The following is a 16,628-nucleotide window of genomic DNA, read 5'->3' as shown; positions in this document are numbered from 1 at the left end:
ATTCCCATGACAACCTCACCTCTTTCCCAGATGGCCGATCCCATCAACCGCGCTGGCGATGAAGTCTTGCCTATTTTGGCAAGGCTCACCTTTGCGGGTGTTTTATTCATGTATTACTGGAATTCCGGGCTAACCAAGCTGGGCGATGGGATCTTTGGCATCTTGCAACCATCCTCGGGTGCATACGTCCAGATATTCCCCAAAGCAATGGAAGCCGCCGGATACGACACCTCGCAACTGACGGTATTTCACTGGGCTGTCGTCACTGGCGGTACGATTGCAGAGTTCGTGCTGCCCGTGCTGATCGTCATTGGCCTTTTCACCCGAATGGCTGCCGTTGGCATGATTGGGTTTATCATCGTGCAATCACTGACAGACCTTTATGGCCATGGTGGTATCGCGCATGAAGGCACGCTCGGCGCGTGGTTTGACCGTATGTCAGATGCGCTGATCCTGGATCAAAGGGCATTTTGGGTACTATGCCTGCTAATCCTTGTTTTCAAAGGGGCGGGCACACTATCAATTGATCGCGGTTTGTTTAGAAGTGCGCCTTAGGCTCGTCTGGTTTGCCGGCGGCGATACCTAAAAAACCGCCCAGCGCTACGAACCCAATTGGGAACATGGTGCCTACGTTGAAGCCGAATGCAGCATAGAAACATGCCGCACTGATCAGCATCAAAATGCCACCCCAAAGCGCGCGGGCCTTCGCCATGGCCCCGCCTGCAATCGCCAAAACCGGTGCCATAAAGCTGGCAAAGCGTATAAAAGCAGGGTTCTCGAAGGCACCAAAGAGTTCGCCCACCTCTGCATGACGCTCGGACAGCTCGACATATCCATAGCCAAACAGGCCAACGATAATACCGATCAGGCCACCAATCACTCCTAGCATACTTGCGGCGTTGCGCATGGGTCTTCTCCTTACTGCTCAGACCAGCACATAAGTACGCAAACCTCAGTCGCCAAGGTATTTTGCCTGCACGTCAGCTTTCCAGCCGATCGTCCAGTCGCCATCCACCTCGATCACAGGGCGTTTCATCAATGTTGGATGAGCGGCCAGAAGCGCCGCAGGGTCAGACGCTTTTTCCGTATCAGACAGCCCGCGCCACGTGGTTGATGCGCGATTGAGTGCCGCATCGCCAAATTGCGTGATGATGGTCGCAAGATCACTGTCAGAGACCCCATCGGCGCGTACATCAATCACCGTTGGTTCATGCCCGGCAGCGGAAAGCGCCTTGAGCGCTTTGCGACACGTATCGCATGATTTTAGACCGAAAAAACGCATTCTCGCTTCCTTTTTAGGCGGGTATTGTCCTGATATCGCCAATGCGACGACGTGTCATTTGCCTTTTTCATAAAACATATAAGTCTAGTGGCATGAAGGCGAAGGGAAGTCCGCATGTCGCGGGGCCCAAGACCTGCCCAGCCCTGCGGGGTGCGATAGACTAAAGGAGAGCGGACAATGCCAAACGGCACCGTAAAGTGGTTTAATACGACAAAAGGTTACGGGTTCATTGCGCCCGATGATGGCGGCGCGGATATTTTTGTGCATATTTCGGCGGTCGAACAATCGGGACTGACCGGCCTTGCCGACGATGAGAAAGTGACCTTCGACCTGATTGAAGGGCGCGATGGCCGTCAGATGGCGGGCAATATCGCCAAAGTGGAGTAATCTGCAACCAACGCAATGTGGCAGGGCCGCTTAGCGCTTGTTCTGTTGCATCCTGCTGCGAATTAACTCCATGACATCTTCGGACTGCATTGGCCTCTCGACAGGCTGCGCGTTGGTCATGGTTTCCAGATGCGCATCCATAGACATATCAAAGGCGTTTTGCTGATCCGAGAAATCCTCGGCCTGTTTCATGTAAGCCAAGACGCCACCCGCGCTTTGCAGGGCGATTGCCCAGATGTAGAAGACGACACACAGACCAATGAAGATGCCGGTTTCCGTGCCTAACAGGGAAACCGCAGCCGGACTTGCATTGGCATTGATCTGTGCGATGGCCGTTTCCAGCGCGTCACCAAAGCCAAGCATGTAACAGATTGCAAGCACGATTGGGACCGTAAAGCTTGATAGAATATAGGAAATCGCCACCAAGATCAGGAGCGATATGAATTCGCTACCAAACCCGTAAAACGGCGTATGCGCCCGTCCGCCGGGATCAGACCCGATGGATGCCCCAGCAAAGGGCATCAGCAAAGCCGCCCGCAGCGCCACGATCAGCACACCGCCGACCCAGAAAATCGACAGGGTGATCGCGGGGTTCACCGACAGCAGTTGCGCCATCAGAACCTCTTGATCCATCATCGTAAACTGCGCCAGATCTTCCAGCGACAAAGGTGTGGCGACAAGGTAAACACCGGCCCCCAGCAAGAAGATCAGCAGGACGCAAAATGCCTCAAACAGGCCATAGCCGACCGCCGGCAACATCAGACCGAAGTAGGTGTTGCGCATGCTGGATTGCTTGGCCTGCAAGCCCAGACGGGCGCCAACGATCACCGGTAACACGCTGGTCGCGACCCCAAAGGCAACCCCCATAATTAATGCTGCCAGCGGTGCAATAAAAGCCGCGATGACGACAAAGACCGTTGCGATGATGCCAAATACGATGATCGCGAGGATCATGAAAGGGAACACCAAGGCCAACCGCCACAACACGTTGAACGAAAAGGGAATGGCACGCAAAAGGGTCACTGGGGATGGCTCCGGTTATCTTTGTTTGCCGCAGTATGCCTGTTGACCCCTAGACATGAAATAACTTCTTTTCGCGCCCCTCGCGAGGTGTGGCATTGCTGCGCGCGCAACGTGCGGTGCGGGTCCGGTCCGCATGCAGGCCTGCGCATGTCCGAAATGGTTTATGATCAGCAGAACAAAGGGGGTGGTGCGGTATGTTTCGCATACATAATTCGGTTAACGGACCGCGCGCGCTGAAGTGCGAAGCTGCAGTTCATCCTCGCGCCGGGCCAGAATGACCCGATGGGCCAGCGGGCGTGCGACGGGTGCATCCTGCACACGGCGGTTCGCCTCGCGGGTCAAACGCGCGATCAGGTCAGTTGGGATTTCTGTGAACATGGCAGTGTCACAGGTGGTCTTGCTGGCCTTATTCATTGTCATCATGCCCCCCGGCAGTTGTGATCTGAAGCAGCGATACCGCAGATGCAGGTCGCCTCGCGAGGGGAACCTCACGGCGCTTTTCCCCCAGTAACGTTGGGTCATTTGGCGGCGGACCATTGAGGTTGCATTAACCAAGCTGCGCGATGATGGCCCCACGTCGCGTTACCGCCGCCCGCAGCGCCCCGGTGCCACCGTGTTCTTTACGGTGAATGTGGCGGATCGGACGTCGGCGGTTTTGGTGGACCGGATTGATGTGTTGCGGCAGGCGGTGCGACAGACGCGGGCGAAGCGGCCGTTTGTGATTGATGCATGGGTTGTCTTGCCGGATCATATGCATTGCGTTTGGACCTTGCCCGAGGGAGATGCGGATTATTCGGGCCGTATGGGCGCAATCAAAGGGCGGTTTACGAGGATGATCCGTAGGTCGGGGCCCGCCCCGACTCCGACAGTGCATAACCGGCACGGTGTTGTCGGGGGCAGGACAAGAGTCGGGGCAGGCCCCGACCTACGTGCCGAAGCACCCATTTGGCAGAAACGGTTTTGGGAACACCACATCCGGGACGACCGCGATTATGCGGCGCATGTGCAGTATTGTTGGATCAACCCGGTGAAACATGGGTTGATGGAGGATGTCCGCGATTGGCCGTATTCATCGTGGCATCGGGATTTTGCTTGGGGCGGAGATGAACGTCGGGCGGCTAATTATTTATCTTGCTTAACGTTCTCTTGCGGCAAGAGCATGTAATCTCTAATGCCAACCCAGTCTTCGCCATCAAATGAATACTCTAATGCATACTTACCAGGAGCATCAAACTTCACTTCTTGCACGCTGACGACTAGTTGAAGATGAACTTGCACTTTTGAAGAGTCGACTTCTTCAATTTCCTCTTTGTAAGGGAAATTCAGCTCTTCCAGAAAAACCTCTGTATCAGTTTCAACTGAACGAAAACGCACCGTTATACTCTCGGCATCTACCACTTCTCCTTCGATATAAAATGCCATTCGGTCCACTGTGGTTTCGTCATCAGCACGGAGTAGTGGGCCCCTATTTGACGCACCAACTAGCGTAGCTTGACCGCTCGCTTCGCGTCGGACGTCTTCACAAAGGATGGCCGCATGAACACTCAGCTCAGGCATGTTAATGGGCTTTCGAAGTATTATCAGCCCACTTGCTTTGGTTCCCTTCCATCAATCGGAAAGAATCGCCGGCAGAATTTCGATTGCTAGGTATAGTAGAAAATTCTTGCTTCACCCCATTTTGGGCCATCACTAGCTTTGCCGAAACGAATAGAGCTTCACGTGCAGCTTTATGATGCTGCTCCGCACCCATCAAATTCTTATGACACGACAACACAAGGCTAACATACTCGTTCATGCTCTTGCCGCCTTCCAATGCTGCAACCGCAATCTCACGATGCATATCTGGTGAAATTCGAACATTGAATTGCCCCTTACAGGGTTTCTCAGGGTTACGACCGTACTCTTTGCAATCGGCAAGATACTCAATCACGGCCGCTTCGAATGCAGCCTGTAGTTCGGCAGGGCTATCGGCCTCGTATGTCACCAGATCTCTAATGAATAGGAGCTTTCCATGTAAGGTGTTGCTTTCCAGATCCATTTCGGCAGAACCTAGATAATCCTTGTATTTCAGCATCATTTTATGATTCCACTTTCCAAAAGAACTTCAACTACTTGTTTCAAGTACACACTCTTAACAACTTTATCCGGGTGAGGTTCGTGTAACGAGATCAACGGTAGGTCTTCGCCAACAAATTTTCGCCTAGAGCCACCACTCTTTTTCACCACAACATAACCAAAGCTTTTCAGAAGCGTTTCTAGTTCTGACCATTCAAAGTCCTTTGGATACGTACGCAGCCTTGCCAAGAGCTTTTCGCGCCGACTCATCTACTATCCTTGTGTAACTGGAAATAGTTACTCATTTGTTGTTTGTCAAATCGTTGCTTATCGGTTCTCACCCAATAATCCCTTCAAACTCCCGCCATTCTCCCTTGGACATGCCTGAGGTCTCTTGCGTGACCTCTTCACCTTTAAGCATACGACGCACGCAGTCAATCGCCTTAGACGAGAGTGTGGCGCCGCCCATGCGGTAGTCTTCGAATGCGCCGTAGGCTGCGGGCACCCAGTCGGCGACGACTTTGCAGATCTCATCGGCGTAGACCCGGATTTCATATTGCGCGTGGCTGTCGGCCCGTAGCCGCAGGAAGTGGAAGAGGTTGTGCAGGTCCACCTTCCAGTACCATTGCGTATAGATGTTGGCGGGCAGGTTCATGCGGGCCAGTTCGCGGGCGAGGCCTTGTTGGCCATCGTCCGAGATCATCTCGGCGTAGTGGTCGTAGCAGCGCGCGGCGTCGCCTTTGAGGTATTCCAGCACGCGGGCCGCTTCCTCCCCTGTCAGTGCTTCGCCCCGCCCCTGATTGTTGATCACCGATTGGGCGGCGAGTTTATCAGGTTCGGGGATGTAGAATTCGCGGTCGAGGATGGAGTAGCGCGCGGAGTATTCGTTCACATTCGCCGTCCGGTGCCGGATCCATTGCCGCGCCACAAAGACGGGCAGTTTGACGTGTAGTTTGATCTCGCACATCTCGAACGGGGTCGAGTGCCAGTGGCGCATCAGGTAGCGGATCAGCCCTTCGTCGTTTTGCACCGATTTGGTGCCTTTGCCGTAAGACACGCGCGCCGCCTGACAGATCGCCGCATCATCGCCCATATAGTCAATGACCCGGATGAACCCGTGGTCCAGCACGTCGTAGGCTTTGTAGAGGTGCCCTTCCATCCCTTCGGCCACCGCCCGCAGTGTTGGCTTGGGGTTGGCGCGTAGTTCGTCGATTTCGGCCTGCTGGTCTGGTGTGATGGGCATCTCGCGTCTCCGGGCTGTGCGTTGAGTCGCGCCACTATAGAAAATGGGAGGCCGTGATAAAACAACATATAGTGGTTGCGATGTCGATTATATCAACAGATGTGTGTTGACTTCGCCGGAGCAGGCGATGACTTTGCCCGTTCAAAAGGCCCTCTGGGCTGATCAGTGAAGGGTCCAGATGCGTCGTTTTCAAGTCGTTGCGGTTATATTTGCGCTATGTGCAGCACCTGCTGTGGCACAGGATCAGGTCGAGGTTCCGCTGGCGCAGGCCGGTGACCTCGCGGCACAGGCGCTTATCGCGGGTGAAGTCGCCTTGGCTTTGCAGATTGCCGAGGCTGTTCTGGCCCAGCGCCCTGATGACCGCACGGCCCTTATTGTTGTGGCCGCAGCCGCCCCCCGCCTGGGTGATCCTGCCAAGGGCCGCAGTGCTGGCGCGCGCGCCTGGGCAGTGTCGCAGGGCGATGCGCAGAAATATGAGGCCGCGCGCCTGACTGCGCTGGCCGCTGCTGGTGAAGAACGCTTTACCCTATCTGCCTTTTGGTTGCGCCTTGCCCTGACAGTCGCCCCCGGAGAAGCGGAGCGCGCACAAACCCTGCGCGATGGCCGCACCATCAGCCGGCGCAACCCATGGTCCACGCAGCTTTCGTTTTCACTGGTGCCGTCGAATAATGTGAATGGCGGGGCCGAGAATGACGACTGTGCCTCTGTCGGTAGTTTCGACTGTTCCTTGTCCGAGGACTCGGTGGCGCTATCTGGCTGGCGCGCCTCATTAGGGTTTTCAACGCAATATCGCCTGCAAGAAGCGCAGCGCAGCCGTACCACGGTGGGCCTGCAATATCAGACGTCACGCGTGCGCATTACCGAGGACACGCTTGTTCCCGACGCCTCACTCAAAACAGAGTTTACACAGTTCAACCTGCGTCATGATCGCATTTTGGAGAACGGTACGATCAGTGGCCACTATTCTTTTGGTCGTTATAACTATAACAGCATCGTTGATCTGGAAGACGGCACACTTTCCAGCGAAAGCTATGATATCTGGCGCGTTGGCGTTGATCGGAACCTCCCCTTGACCGAGACGCTCAACCTATCTTTGGGTCTGCAAAGGGAATGGTTCACTTACAGCGTCAGCGGTATCGGAGAAGTCGACCGTCTGGCTTTTTCAACGGGTCTGTCTTATGCATTGGCAAATGACGATCGCGTCACTGCCAGTCTTGTTTTGAAAGACAGTGAAGGCGAAAACGCCAGCTATACATTCACAGAACAAAGCATCAGTCTGGGCTATCGTTGGTCGGACCCGGTCGGGCCGGTGTCACTTTCTGTGGGTGGGGGGATACGTCTGGCTGATTACCCGATTTTTGTCACGAGCAGCGACGGACGTGAGGACCGTGTCGTCTTTGCAAACGCGAACATCGGATTTCCAAACGTGTCCTTTGCAGGTTTCACCCCCGGTCTGCGCATTGATGCGTCAAAGTCTGACAGCAATGTCACCCGCTTCGATCGCAATACGTTTTCAGCCGGGCTGACAATAAGTTCACAGTTTTGATGCCGCCCGCCCCATGTCAGACTTGATGAAAGCATATTACCTCTTGTCAGCACGCGCTCGTGTCAGTTTCGTCGGTGCGATTTTTTGCGAAAGCACCAGATAGTATGTCTGCTCCAATTGAGATTACAGACCCGGAAGAGATTGCAACGGTTTTAGCGGCGCACCTTGTCAGGCAAGCACCTTTGCAATCCATGCATCAACAAAAGCTAAAAAATGGTGCTGTGAGGGAGGATTGAACTCCCGACCTCACCCTTACCAAGGGTGTGCTCTACCACTGAGCTACCACAGCATCCGGTGACGCTGGGGATTAGACCCAATCGTTCTTTGGTGCAAGCCCTCTCTGGACGGTTTTTGCGCCTATTGATAAGACCGCTGCCATGAGCGACAAAGACACCCAGAGCAAAACAGGCAAGACCGCCAAAACCCGCGAAGATCGGTTGAAGGCGGCGTTGAAGGCCAACATGGGCAAACGCAAGGCGCAGGCACGTGCCCGTGCGGCCGAGCCCCAAAAAGAAAAGAAAGAGTAGGCAGGTATGGATTCCATTGTAGTGACGGGCGGTACGCCGCTAAAAGGCAAGATTGCGATTGCGGGTGCCAAAAACGCCGCGCTGACGCTGATGCCCGCGACCTTGTTGTCGGAAGAGCCGTTAACCCTGACCAACGCGCCGCGCCTGTCCGATATCGCGACAATGACGGCGCTGCTACAGTCTTTGGGTGTCGAGGTGACCTCGATGCAGGATGGCAAGGTGCAGGTGCTGTCCAGCCATGCCATGACCTCGACCACTGCAGACTACGAGATTGTGCGCAAGATGCGTGCCTCCAACCTTGTGCTGGGCCCCCTGCTCGCCCGTCATGATCAGGCTGTGGTATCGCTGCCCGGTGGCTGTGCTATCGGTGCCCGTCCGATGGACATTCACGTGGCCGCGCTTGAGGCGATGGGTGCCGAGATTGAGCTGAAAGATGGGTATCTGCACGCCAAGGCACCCGGTGGACTGAAGGGCGCGAAAGTGCCGCTGCGGTTTGCATCAGTGGGGGCCACCGAAAACGTGCTGATGGCGGCGACCTTGGCCAAAGGCACGACCGTGATCACGAACGCCGCGCGGGAGCCAGAGATTGTTGATCTAGCGAAGTGTCTGCGCAGCATGGGCGCGCAGATTGACGGTGAAGGGACCAGTACGATTACGGTCCAGGGTGTTGATCGTCTGGGGGCGGCAACGCACCCTGTTGTCACTGACCGAATTGAACTGGGCACCTATATGCTGGCCCCTGTTTTTGCGGGTGGTGAGGTGGAATGTCTGGGTGGCAGCCTTGATCTGGTGGGATCCTTTGTCGAAAAACTGGATGCCGCTGGTATTGATGTGACCGAAACGCCGGATGGCTTGAAGGTGAAACGCCGCACTGACCGTGCGACTGCTGTGGATGTCACAACCGAAGTCTTTCCCGGCTTCCCCACTGACTTGCAGGCCCAGATGATGGCAATGCTGTGTACTGCCGAAGGCACGTCGGTACTGGAAGAAAAGATTTTCGAGAACCGCTTTATGCACGCCCCTGAGCTGATCCGCATGGGGGCTGATATTGAAGTCCATGGCGGCATCGCCACCGTGCGCGGGGTTGAGCGCCTGAAGGGTGCGCCAGTGATGGCAACCGACTTGCGCGCCTCTGTCTCGCTGATCCTTGCAGGTTTGGCAGCCGAGGGCGAAACGACCGTCAGCCGGATTTATCACCTTGATCGTGGGTACGAGCATATTGAGGAAAAGCTGGGTGGCGTGGGCGCCAAGATTGAGCGGGTATCGGCATGACTCAGGATGCTACATTCGAGGACGGGCGCGAGGCCCCTTTGCGCCTGAAAGCGCTGGATGCTGAGGATCTTGCGGTGATGGCGGCCCTTGTGCAGGATGCGGTATTTCCCGCGGCTGAGATGCAATGGGACAGCAAGGCGCGTCGCTTTGCCATTTTGCTGAACCGGTTTCGTTGGGAAGATGCGCCCAAGGCGAAAGCCCGCAAGCGTGGTTATGAACGGGTACAGGCCGTTCTGGCGGTCGAAGACGTCATGAAGGTGCAAAGCCAGGGTGTCGATAAGTCTGATCCCGATATGGTGTTTTCACTGCTTGCGATGGGCTTTGTCCCCGGCAAAGATGGCGCGGGACGGTTGGAATTGACCCTTGCAGGTGACGGTGTGATCGCCCTGGAGGTCGAAGCATTGGAAGTTATTTTACAGGATGTGACGCGGCCCTATGTGGCACCATCACGGAGTGCGCCATCGCATCCAGACTAGAAGAAAGACAGCTGGGAGTAGCATGCAGAAAACCCGCGCCCGAAAGAACCAATTTATTTGCCGCGCGTCCTGTCAGAAAGGCGCAGCATGATTGCCTATGTCACTGTCGGTGCTGATGACATCGCGCTGGCTAAACAGTTTTATACGGCGTTCCTGCCCGCTCTTGGGTATGGACTTGAGGAAGGGCCCGAAGGCCTGAGCTTCGCCCTGCCTGTTGCGCCCGGACAGCCGCCCGTTCTGCCAGACTTTTATGTGAAACCAACCTTTGATGGAAACCCGGCCACGGCTGGGAATGGTGCGATGGTCGCATTTGAGGCGCGCAGTCAGAGCCAGGTGCGCGATCTTCACGCCGCAGCACTGGCTGCTGGCGGATCTGACGAGGGGCAGCCAGGCTTTCGTGCGTCATATGGGCCGCATTTTTACGTTGGCTACCTGCGCGATCCCCAAGGCAACAAAATCGCCCTCTTTTCGAGCGATCCGAACGAACCCGGGCGGGACGCATAAGCCATGTGACATAAGCTGGCACCCTTTATTTGCTCTGAACTCACCATTGAAGCCGCCTGCCCGCCCCGCTATGTCGTGGCCTCGCAAGGAGAATGCGCATGCCACAGTTTCTATCCACAATCGACGCCGATTTTGAGGCCCGCTTTACCACCCTTTTGGGCGCAAAGCGCGAGGACAGCCCGGATGTGGATCATGTGGTGGCCGAGATTATCGCCGATGTGCGTGCACGCGGTGATGCGGCGGTACTGGAACTGACGGCAAAGTTTGACCGGTTGGAACTGACACCTGCAACGATGCGCTTTAGCGCAGCAGAGATTGCAGCGGAATGCGCGAAAGTCTCGGATGCGGATCGTGCGGCGCTGGAATTGGCGGCGGAACGTATCCGCGCGTATCACGCCCGCCAGATGCCAGATGATGCGTCTTGGACAGATGAGGCCGGGGCGACGCTGGGATGGCGCTGGACGCCTGTATCAGCGGCGGGCCTTTATGTGCCGGGCGGTTTGGCGTCTTACCCTTCTTCTGTGTTGATGAACGCGATCCCGGCGAAGGTGGCGGGTGTGGCGCGTTTGGCAATCGTTGTGCCAACGCCGGATGGTGTCACTAATCCCCTGGTTCTGATGGCAGCGCAAATTGCCGGAGTAGATGAGATTTACCGGATAGGCGGCGCGCAGGCGGTTGCGGCCCTTGCCTATGGGACCCAGACGATTGCACCCGTCGACAAGATCACCGGCCCCGGCAATGCATTTGTTGCAGCCGCAAAGCGCCGTGTTTTTGGCAAAGTCGGCATTGATATGATCGCAGGCCCATCCGAAATTCTGGTGATTGCGGATAAAGACAATGACCCCGATTGGATCGCACTTGATCTGCTGAGCCAAGCCGAACATGACGAGAGCGCGCAGTCGATCCTGATCACGGATGATGCGGGCTTTGGGCGCGCGGTCGCTGACGCGGTAGAGCAACGGCTTAAGACGCTGGAGCGCCGCGCCATTGCTGGGGCGAGTTGGCGGGACTTTGGGGCCGTCATCACGGTGAAGGGCTTTGATGAAGCGGTGGCGCTTTCGGATCGGATAGCGCCTGAACATTTGGAACTTTGCACCGCTGACGCGGACGCATTATCCGACAAGATCGCCCATGCAGGTGCCATCTTTATTGGGGGTTGGACACCCGAGGCGATTGGTGACTACATTGGCGGTCCAAACCATGTTCTGCCGACGGCCCGGTCGGCAAGATTTTCGAGCGGGCTGTCAGTTATGGATTTCATCAAGCGCACCACACTGTCACGCATGACACCCGAGGCCTTGGCGGCCATTGGTCCTGCCGCTGAACGTTTTGCGATATCCGAAAGCCTTGAAGCACACGGCTTGTCCGTCCGCGCCCGCCTGGACCGGTTAAACCGAGGTGAACCATGACAAAGATCACCCATATCACGATTGATGACCGCAATCTGCCACCACCCACCCCTGAGATTGATCAGGAACGCAAAGTGGCGATGTTTGATTTGTTGGAAGATAACAGTTTTGTCCTGCCTGCCAGAGATGGGCGTGAGGTGCCAGCAGGCCCCTATAAGCTGAACCTGTCGATCAAGCAGCGGCGGCTGGTCTTTGACTTGAAACTGGAGGACGACGCCCCGGCTGGCGAGTTCCATCTTTCACTTGGCCCCTTTCGGCAGGTCGTGAAAGACTACTTTCAGATCTGCGAAAGCTATTTTGATGCTGTCAAAAACCTGCCCCCCAGCCAGATCGAAACCATCGACATGGCCCGCCGCGGCATCCACAACGAAGGCGCGCGGGTCTTGCAGGAGCGGCTTGAGGGCAAGGCGGATGTCGATATTGATACCGCGCGCCGCCTCTTCACTCTGATCTGCGTTCTGCACTTTGGGGGCTGAACATATGGCGGAGGGGGGTAAATACGAGGACCTTCCGCAGTCAGTGCTGTTTTGCTGTGACCACAACTCTGTCCGCTCGCCGATGGCCGAAGGGATCATGAAGCAGCTATTTGGGACGCAGTGTTATATTCAGTCTGTCGGGGTAAAGAATGACCTAGAGATCGACGGGTTTGCCATCGCCGTTTGCGCTGAAATTGGGGTGGAATTATCGCGCCATCGGTCGCGATCTTTCGATGAGATGGAAGACTGGGGGGATGATCTGTCGTCCTTTGATCTGGTATTGGCGTTGTCACCGGCCAGCCAGCGGCGTGCGTTGGATTTGACCCAGTTCTATCATCTGGATGTTGAATACTGGCCAATCCTTGACCCAACGGGTTTGGGCGATGATCGCAAAGCGCGGCTGGACCTCTACCGCCAGACACGCGACCAGATCAAAGACCGTTTGCTGGCCCGTTGGGGACCGGGCATTGAGGCGAAAGCGAAGTGACGAGGCACAGCGATTTTGCTTGAGCCATCAAAGTAAAAATACACCCTGCGCTGGAGTAATTTCAGACAGCTTTTGTATTAGGGCCCGAGCTTCTTTGTCGAATCAGATTGCCTTAATAGACGAGCATCATTCATTCTCAATTCAGCGAACCTAGGCTATGTTGACGATCGTCATCGCGCACTGCCAACCAAGGCACAGGCGTACCGTCGTTCACGTCACGTTCGCACCTGTTCGTTATCTGCAGCACGCGCAGCGCGACACCCCAGCGCTATGTCGCGCGCGCCAAATTGCTCCATCCACCGATTAACCCTTGAAAAGCCGCCCATTCAGGCGCATGTAAGCGCCGTCTGCACCAAGTAGATAACAGATATAGGAGATCACATGGCCAAGGAAGAACTGCTCGAATTCCCAGGTGTCGTGAAAGAACTTCTGCCAAACGCGACGTTTCGGGTCGAGCTGGAAAACGGCCATGAGATCATCGCGCATACGGCAGGCAAGATGCGCAAGAACCGCATCCGTGTTCTGGCAGGCGACAAGGTACAGGTGGAAATGACACCTTACGATCTGACCAAAGGTCGGATTAACTATCGTTTCAAATAAGGGTGGCGCAGGTCTCGTATGACGACCCTCGCCCCAAATCCTGACCTGAAACTCGTTCTCGGCTCTGGCTCACCCCGGAGGCTGGAACTATTGGCGCAGCTTGGGCTGACCCCCTCGGATGTCCGCCCGCCCGATATTGACGAAGATGCGCACAAAGGCGAATTGCCCCGTGACTACGTGAAACGGATTGCTGCTGAGAAGGTGGCCGCAGTGGATGCCGCTGAAGATGAGGTTGTGCTGTGCGCTGACACCACGGTGGCCCTTGGTCGCCGGATCATGGGCAAACCGGTGGATGCGGCTGAGGCGGCACAGTTTCTCTTTGCGCTGTCCGGTCGCCGGCACAAGGTGATCACGGCCGTGGCGGTGAAGCGTGGGACTCTGGTCTGGACCAAAGACGTACAAAGCACGGTTGCTTTCAAACAACTCTCTGATCGGGACGTGAACAGCTACCTTGCCTCAAACGATTGGCGCGGCAAAGCGGGTGGTTATGCCATTCAAGGGCCTGCGGGGGCATTTATCCCTTGGATCAACGGCTCTTATACCGGCATTGTCGGTCTGCCGTTGACGGAAACCTCTGGGCTGCTGACAGCGGCAGGTGTTTTGCCGTACGGAGACGCCGCATGAAAGGCCGCACCATTATTCTTGATCATATCGGAAAGGTTGAGGCTGCCGCCTTTCTGGTGGACGGCAAGTTGGATGACATCCTGATTGATCACGATGATGCGCCCCGGCCCGGCGCGATTTTCCGCGCGATTTGTGACCGCCCGATCAAAGGTCAGGGCGGAATGATGCTGCGCTTGCCCGATGGTGAAACCGCGTTCCTGCGGCACGGCAAAGGCCTGCGCCCCGGCCAGGCGATGTTGGTGCAGGTGACAGGGATTTCGGAGGATGGCAAAGCGGTACCAGTCACCGATCGCGTGCTGTTTAAAAGCCGCTATGCCATTGTAACGCCAGGAAAACCCGGCCTGAACATCTCTCGCCAGATCACGGATGAGGATGTGCGGGACAATTTGCTCGCTATTGCGCATGCTGTCTTTGATAGCCCGCATGGGTTGATCCTGCGGTCGTCTTGCGAAGGGGCGGATGAGCAAGAGATCGCGGATGATATCGTGGCGATGTTATCCTTGGCAGACGCTGTATTGGACGACGTCGAAGGGGCTATGCCAGAAGCGCTGACCGAAGGGGACGGGCCACATACAGTTGCTTGGCGGGAATGGACAGGGGCGGCTGAGGTTGTGACGGAGGCCGGGTCTTTCAACACGATGGGCGTGCTGGACCAGATCGGCAACCTCGCGCAGCCACAGGTCGCATTGGGCGAAGGCCATATGTACCTTGAACCGACCCGCGCTTTGGTCGCTGTGGACGTGAACACCGGCAATGATACGTCACCCGCCGCCGCGTTGAAAACCAATATCGCGGCTGCACGCGCCCTGCCCCGCGCACTGCGCCTGCGTGGGCTGGCAGGGCAAATCACAGTCGACTTCGTGTCTATGTCCAAGGCGCACCGTAAACAGGTGGAACAATCCCTGCGCGCGTCCTTCAAGGCCGATCCGATTGAAACCTCATTGGTCGGCTGGACCCCGATGGGTCTGTTCGAGATGCAGCGCAAGCGCGAGCGCCCGCCCTTTCCAAAGCACCTTTTGAAAGACATCTGATGGCCTGCCCAATCTGTGAAAAACCGACTGCAAAGGCATTCCGTCCCTTCTGTTCAAAGCGCTGCGCCGACATTGATCTGGCCAAGTGGTTCACCGGTGGATACGCTATTCCAGCGGATACACCTGAGGACGCCGAAGACCTTGAAAACCAGTTGCATCAGGCCGATCAGAAGAAACCGCACTAGCCTTCGGTTTTTCAACCAATTCCCTCTGGACACCCCCACCCCTCGCGTCTAGAACGCCTCTACCCAAGAGAGGCGGAAAGCCACTCATCCCGATGCCCGGGTAGCTCAGGGGTAGAGCAGTGGATTGAAAATCCTCGTGTCGGTGGTTCGATTCCGCCCCCGGGCACCATTTAACTCTCTGATATGCAAGGCATTTCTCATGATGTTCCCACTTTATTACTGGTGGGTTTGACACTATTTGGAAAGGTTTTGACAACTTTCGCCAAGGCCTTCTCCCTTTTTCGGATCGACTTAAGCGTCTTCTTGTTCTTTTTGGCTATCCGAAACGTCGAACCAGCCGCCTCCATCATTCAGACGAAGATATGGCGCCACGCCACTCGGCGCGGATGTCGATGACGCAAACCATCGAACAATTCTGTTCAGCCTTGACCGAGTATCCTTAATTCTAGACCTCCGGCAAACAAGGGGCGGTTCAGGGGTCATTTTAGAATAGCTGCTAGCTTACCCTTTCAGGCTTGGTGCGCCACTTGCGATCGTACCACCATGGTTGGTCAACGACCCGATATGCGCTGCAGGTTTACCGTTAATCTTAAACAAAGGTGTTCCAGTTGTGATTACAGCACCGCATGCGGTCTTGTCGCCTACAACTGCGATCGCCCGCCCTGTACACGTTGACGACGACGTCGTGGATACAATGGGATTTGGTCCGTGGGCCGGGCAGATATGGGTGTCTCCTATGCGGGCGATTGGCTTCATTGTGTTGCCTCTTCTGCAAGAGCCCGGGCGTCGCTTAGGCAGTCGCCGAGTTGCTGTAACGGGTAAATCTCGGTCATGAACGACCCGCGTGACCCAAATTGCGCCGCGAATGCCAGGCCAATACCAACATGATCAACGACCAGATCCCCATCAGGGTGATCGACGCGCAACCGATCCGGTTCCATGATCGAAGTTTGAACCTGCACTACCTCGGTCTCAGTGGGCAGAGCGTTGCCAAAAAGGTCTTCGCCGCCACCCCTGCTGACAGAGAGTTCGAAGCGACTTAGAACGAACTCAGATTTTCGTGTGCGCGTGCCCACGTAATCCCCAAGAAACCGGCTAGCCTCTGTGATCGGGCCGAGGCAATCTGACCTAAGGCCTTGTACGGGCGTCAGCTTGCTGCCTTCCGCAAGAAAGAAACCCTCTGCCGGTTTGTCGACAAAAAGCGCGCCGTCCGAGCCCCGGGCCAGCGTCATTGAAGCTCTCACCGAAGCGCGGCCCTCCGAGCTCAAAATAGACCAAGCCATTAGGCGTCATGGCAACGCCGGTCGGCTAGTTGTCCAACGTGTAAAGTCCGCGGATCTCCGCAGCCACCGGTGCACTTGAGAGTGCCACACATAGCGCCGCGATCTGGGTGGTCGCTTTAAATCTCATCTGATTAGTCCAATCTGTGGTGCAAGGCCTGGGGCAATAGTCTGCGTTTTGTTCAAAACCTCCGCCCACCATGGCGCGCCGGGCCAGCTGC

Annotated in this window: 25 protein-coding genes and 2 tRNA genes; 16 read left to right on the top strand and 11 right to left on the bottom strand. The window is 56.1% G+C overall.

The window, feature by feature from the left end; all coding sequences use genetic code 11:
- The first annotated feature begins 6 nt into the window (after positions 1 to 6).
- Positions 7 to 555, top strand: coding sequence for a DoxX family protein (locus tag BC777_RS00135; protein WP_100366152.1), 549 nt, complete (start codon positions 7 to 9; stop codon positions 553 to 555).
- On the opposite strand, the gene BC777_RS00130 is transcribed toward BC777_RS00135, so the two are convergent.
- Together BC777_RS00130 and BC777_RS00125 are read right to left on the bottom strand one after the other, a co-directional pair.
- Positions 539 to 907, bottom strand: a complete 369-nt coding sequence (locus BC777_RS00130; protein WP_100366151.1) for a hypothetical protein — start codon at positions 905 to 907, stop codon at positions 539 to 541. The two genes, BC777_RS00135 and BC777_RS00130, sit on opposite strands and share 17 nt — an antisense overlap.
- Before the next feature lie 45 nt (positions 908 to 952).
- Positions 953 to 1,282 (bottom strand): arsenate reductase family protein, encoded by a 330-nt coding sequence (locus BC777_RS00125; RefSeq protein WP_100366150.1) that lies wholly within the window; start codon positions 1,280 to 1,282, stop codon positions 953 to 955.
- A 177-nt stretch (positions 1,283 to 1,459) separates the two neighbouring features.
- Between BC777_RS00125 and BC777_RS00120 the strand changes: the two genes are divergently transcribed.
- Complete coding sequence (locus BC777_RS00120) at positions 1,460 to 1,669, top strand: cold-shock protein (RefSeq protein ID WP_100366149.1); 210 nt, start codon at positions 1,460 to 1,462, stop codon at positions 1,667 to 1,669.
- Between the two features lie 30 nt (positions 1,670 to 1,699).
- On the opposite strand, the gene BC777_RS00115 is transcribed toward BC777_RS00120, so the two are convergent.
- A complete protein-coding gene (locus BC777_RS00115) occupies positions 1,700 to 2,692 on the bottom strand; it encodes a hypothetical protein (RefSeq protein WP_100366148.1) in 993 nt (330 codons plus the stop codon).
- Positions 2,693 to 2,908: 216 nt separating this feature from the next.
- Positions 2,909 to 3,112 (bottom strand): hypothetical protein, encoded by a 204-nt coding sequence (locus BC777_RS19185; protein ID WP_133122493.1) that lies wholly within the window; start codon positions 3,110 to 3,112, stop codon positions 2,909 to 2,911.
- A 100-nt stretch (positions 3,113 to 3,212) separates the two neighbouring features.
- On the opposite strand from BC777_RS19185, the gene BC777_RS19725 reads away from it, so the two are divergent.
- The gene (locus tag BC777_RS19725) at positions 3,213 to 3,857 is read left to right on the top strand and encodes an REP-associated tyrosine transposase (RefSeq protein WP_446001709.1); all 645 of its coding nucleotides are present in this window, start codon (positions 3,213 to 3,215) and stop codon (positions 3,855 to 3,857) included.
- Here the strand turns inward: BC777_RS19725 and BC777_RS00100 are convergent.
- From BC777_RS00100 to thyX, 4 genes are all read right to left on the bottom strand, one after another.
- Complete coding sequence (locus BC777_RS00100; RefSeq protein WP_100366146.1) at positions 3,815 to 4,249, bottom strand: DUF6941 family protein; 435 nt, start codon at positions 4,247 to 4,249, stop codon at positions 3,815 to 3,817. The genes BC777_RS19725 and BC777_RS00100 overlap by 43 nt on opposite strands.
- A gap of 1 nt (position 4,250) precedes the next feature.
- The gene (locus BC777_RS00095) at positions 4,251 to 4,769 is read right to left on the bottom strand and encodes a type II toxin-antitoxin system HicB family antitoxin (protein WP_100366145.1); all 519 of its coding nucleotides are present in this window, start codon (positions 4,767 to 4,769) and stop codon (positions 4,251 to 4,253) included.
- Positions 4,766 to 5,017 carry a type II toxin-antitoxin system HicA family toxin gene (locus BC777_RS00090; RefSeq protein ID WP_100366144.1) on the bottom strand — a complete coding sequence of 84 codons (252 nt, stop codon included), beginning with the start codon at positions 5,015 to 5,017 and terminating at the stop codon, positions 4,766 to 4,768. The genes BC777_RS00095 and BC777_RS00090 overlap by 4 nt, the downstream gene beginning before the upstream one ends.
- Positions 5,018 to 5,084: 67 nt before the next feature.
- Positions 5,085 to 5,990: an FAD-dependent thymidylate synthase gene (thyX, locus tag BC777_RS00085; protein WP_100366143.1), complete on the bottom strand. Its 906-nt coding sequence runs from the start codon at positions 5,988 to 5,990 to the stop codon at positions 5,085 to 5,087.
- Positions 5,991 to 6,168: 178 nt separating this feature from the next.
- Between thyX and BC777_RS00080 the strand changes: the two genes are divergently transcribed.
- Entirely contained in the window at positions 6,169 to 7,536 is a 1,368-nt protein-coding gene (locus tag BC777_RS00080; protein WP_100366142.1) for a surface lipoprotein assembly modifier, read from the top strand.
- 214 nt (positions 7,537 to 7,750) lie between these two features.
- Here the strand turns inward: BC777_RS00080 and BC777_RS00075 are convergent.
- A tRNA-Thr gene (locus BC777_RS00075) sits at positions 7,751 to 7,825 on the bottom strand.
- 88 nt (positions 7,826 to 7,913) lie between these two features.
- Between BC777_RS00075 and BC777_RS19260 the strand changes: the two genes are divergently transcribed.
- From BC777_RS19260 to BC777_RS00020, 12 genes are all read left to right on the top strand, one after another.
- Positions 7,914 to 8,063 (top strand): hypothetical protein, encoded by a 150-nt coding sequence (locus BC777_RS19260; RefSeq protein ID WP_168769019.1) that lies wholly within the window; start codon positions 7,914 to 7,916, stop codon positions 8,061 to 8,063.
- Positions 8,064 to 8,069: 6 nt separating this feature from the next.
- Positions 8,070 to 9,335, top strand: coding sequence for a UDP-N-acetylglucosamine 1-carboxyvinyltransferase (gene murA, locus BC777_RS00070; protein ID WP_100366141.1), 1,266 nt, complete (start codon positions 8,070 to 8,072; stop codon positions 9,333 to 9,335).
- The gene (locus tag BC777_RS00065; RefSeq protein WP_100366140.1) at positions 9,332 to 9,811 is read left to right on the top strand and encodes a DUF2948 family protein; all 480 of its coding nucleotides are present in this window, start codon (positions 9,332 to 9,334) and stop codon (positions 9,809 to 9,811) included. The genes murA and BC777_RS00065 overlap by 4 nt, the downstream gene beginning before the upstream one ends.
- A gap of 87 nt (positions 9,812 to 9,898) precedes the next feature.
- On the top strand, positions 9,899 to 10,315 hold the full coding sequence (locus tag BC777_RS00060) for a VOC family protein (protein WP_100366139.1): 417 nt from the start codon (positions 9,899 to 9,901) through the stop codon (positions 10,313 to 10,315).
- A gap of 98 nt (positions 10,316 to 10,413) precedes the next feature.
- On the top strand, positions 10,414 to 11,724 hold the full coding sequence (hisD, locus tag BC777_RS00055) for a histidinol dehydrogenase (RefSeq protein WP_100366138.1): 1,311 nt from the start codon (positions 10,414 to 10,416) through the stop codon (positions 11,722 to 11,724).
- The gene (locus BC777_RS00050; protein ID WP_100366137.1) at positions 11,721 to 12,200 is read left to right on the top strand and encodes a UPF0262 family protein; all 480 of its coding nucleotides are present in this window, start codon (positions 11,721 to 11,723) and stop codon (positions 12,198 to 12,200) included. The genes hisD and BC777_RS00050 overlap by 4 nt, the downstream gene beginning before the upstream one ends.
- 4 nt (positions 12,201 to 12,204) lie before the next feature.
- Positions 12,205 to 12,687, top strand: coding sequence for an arsenate-mycothiol transferase ArsC (locus BC777_RS00045; protein ID WP_100366136.1), 483 nt, complete (start codon positions 12,205 to 12,207; stop codon positions 12,685 to 12,687).
- A gap of 381 nt (positions 12,688 to 13,068) precedes the next feature.
- Entirely contained in the window at positions 13,069 to 13,287 is a 219-nt protein-coding gene (gene infA / locus BC777_RS00040; RefSeq protein ID WP_007205486.1) for a translation initiation factor IF-1, read from the top strand.
- 18 nt (positions 13,288 to 13,305) lie between these two features.
- Positions 13,306 to 13,911, top strand: coding sequence for a Maf family protein (locus tag BC777_RS00035; protein ID WP_100366135.1), 606 nt, complete (start codon positions 13,306 to 13,308; stop codon positions 13,909 to 13,911).
- Complete coding sequence (locus tag BC777_RS00030; protein ID WP_100366134.1) at positions 13,908 to 14,942, top strand: ribonuclease E/G; 1,035 nt, start codon at positions 13,908 to 13,910, stop codon at positions 14,940 to 14,942. The genes BC777_RS00035 and BC777_RS00030 overlap by 4 nt, the downstream gene beginning before the upstream one ends.
- Entirely contained in the window at positions 14,942 to 15,127 is a 186-nt protein-coding gene (locus tag BC777_RS00025) for a DNA gyrase inhibitor YacG (protein ID WP_100366133.1), read from the top strand. Before BC777_RS00030 ends, BC777_RS00025 begins: the two co-directional genes overlap by 1 nt.
- Before the next feature lie 94 nt (positions 15,128 to 15,221).
- Positions 15,222 to 15,296: transfer RNA gene (locus BC777_RS00020), tRNA-Phe, on the top strand.
- A gap of 332 nt (positions 15,297 to 15,628) precedes the next feature.
- On the opposite strand, the gene BC777_RS19655 is transcribed toward BC777_RS00020, so the two are convergent.
- Together BC777_RS19655 and BC777_RS00010 are read right to left on the bottom strand one after the other, a co-directional pair.
- The gene (locus tag BC777_RS19655) at positions 15,629 to 15,883 is read right to left on the bottom strand and encodes a PAAR domain-containing protein (RefSeq protein ID WP_100366132.1); all 255 of its coding nucleotides are present in this window, start codon (positions 15,881 to 15,883) and stop codon (positions 15,629 to 15,631) included.
- Complete coding sequence (locus tag BC777_RS00010; protein WP_100366131.1) at positions 15,880 to 16,359, bottom strand: hypothetical protein; 480 nt, start codon at positions 16,357 to 16,359, stop codon at positions 15,880 to 15,882. Before BC777_RS00010 ends, BC777_RS19655 begins: the two co-directional genes overlap by 4 nt.
- Positions 16,360 to 16,628 lie beyond the last annotated feature (269 nt).

It is taken from the genome of Yoonia maricola, assembly GCF_002797915.1.
GTDB lineage: Bacteria > Pseudomonadota > Alphaproteobacteria > Rhodobacterales > Rhodobacteraceae > Yoonia > Yoonia maricola.
This window is presented reverse-complemented; position numbering and strand designations above follow the sequence as displayed.

What these genes read in the sequence shown, in the direction of transcription:
- BC777_RS00135 (WP_100366152.1), top strand. Translation starts at nt 7, where the DNA reads ATGACAACCTCACCTCTTTCCCAGATGGCCGATCCCATCAACCGCGCT.
- BC777_RS00130 (WP_100366151.1), bottom strand. Translation starts at nt 907, where the DNA reads ATGCGCAACGCCGCAAGTATGCTAGGAGTGATTGGTGGCCTGATCGGT.
- BC777_RS00125 (WP_100366150.1), bottom strand. Translation starts at nt 1,282, where the DNA reads ATGCGTTTTTTCGGTCTAAAATCATGCGATACGTGTCGCAAAGCGCTC.
- BC777_RS00120 (WP_100366149.1), top strand. Translation starts at nt 1,460, where the DNA reads ATGCCAAACGGCACCGTAAAGTGGTTTAATACGACAAAAGGTTACGGG.
- BC777_RS19185 (WP_133122493.1), bottom strand. Translation starts at nt 3,112, where the DNA reads ATGACAATGAATAAGGCCAGCAAGACCACCTGTGACACTGCCATGTTC.
- BC777_RS00100 (WP_100366146.1), bottom strand. Translation starts at nt 4,249, where the DNA reads ATGCCTGAGCTGAGTGTTCATGCGGCCATCCTTTGTGAAGACGTCCGA.
- BC777_RS00095 (WP_100366145.1), bottom strand. Translation starts at nt 4,769, where the DNA reads ATGATGCTGAAATACAAGGATTATCTAGGTTCTGCCGAAATGGATCTG.
- BC777_RS00090 (WP_100366144.1), bottom strand. Translation starts at nt 5,017, where the DNA reads ATGAGTCGGCGCGAAAAGCTCTTGGCAAGGCTGCGTACGTATCCAAAG.
- thyX (WP_100366143.1), bottom strand. Translation starts at nt 5,990, where the DNA reads ATGCCCATCACACCAGACCAGCAGGCCGAAATCGACGAACTACGCGCC.
- BC777_RS00080 (WP_100366142.1), top strand. Translation starts at nt 6,169, where the DNA reads ATGCGTCGTTTTCAAGTCGTTGCGGTTATATTTGCGCTATGTGCAGCA.
- BC777_RS19260 (WP_168769019.1), top strand. Translation starts at nt 7,914, where the DNA reads ATGAGCGACAAAGACACCCAGAGCAAAACAGGCAAGACCGCCAAAACC.
- murA (WP_100366141.1), top strand. Translation starts at nt 8,070, where the DNA reads ATGGATTCCATTGTAGTGACGGGCGGTACGCCGCTAAAAGGCAAGATT.
- BC777_RS00065 (WP_100366140.1), top strand. Translation starts at nt 9,332, where the DNA reads ATGACTCAGGATGCTACATTCGAGGACGGGCGCGAGGCCCCTTTGCGC.
- BC777_RS00060 (WP_100366139.1), top strand. Translation starts at nt 9,899, where the DNA reads ATGATTGCCTATGTCACTGTCGGTGCTGATGACATCGCGCTGGCTAAA.
- hisD (WP_100366138.1), top strand. Translation starts at nt 10,414, where the DNA reads ATGCCACAGTTTCTATCCACAATCGACGCCGATTTTGAGGCCCGCTTT.
- BC777_RS00050 (WP_100366137.1), top strand. Translation starts at nt 11,721, where the DNA reads ATGACAAAGATCACCCATATCACGATTGATGACCGCAATCTGCCACCA.
- BC777_RS00045 (WP_100366136.1), top strand. Translation starts at nt 12,205, where the DNA reads ATGGCGGAGGGGGGTAAATACGAGGACCTTCCGCAGTCAGTGCTGTTT.
- infA (WP_007205486.1), top strand. Translation starts at nt 13,069, where the DNA reads ATGGCCAAGGAAGAACTGCTCGAATTCCCAGGTGTCGTGAAAGAACTT.
- BC777_RS00035 (WP_100366135.1), top strand. Translation starts at nt 13,306, where the DNA reads ATGACGACCCTCGCCCCAAATCCTGACCTGAAACTCGTTCTCGGCTCT.
- BC777_RS00030 (WP_100366134.1), top strand. Translation starts at nt 13,908, where the DNA reads ATGAAAGGCCGCACCATTATTCTTGATCATATCGGAAAGGTTGAGGCT.
- BC777_RS00025 (WP_100366133.1), top strand. Translation starts at nt 14,942, where the DNA reads ATGGCCTGCCCAATCTGTGAAAAACCGACTGCAAAGGCATTCCGTCCC.
- BC777_RS19655 (WP_100366132.1), bottom strand. Translation starts at nt 15,883, where the DNA reads ATGAAGCCAATCGCCCGCATAGGAGACACCCATATCTGCCCGGCCCAC.
- BC777_RS00010 (WP_100366131.1), bottom strand. Translation starts at nt 16,359, where the DNA reads ATGACGCTGGCCCGGGGCTCGGACGGCGCGCTTTTTGTCGACAAACCG.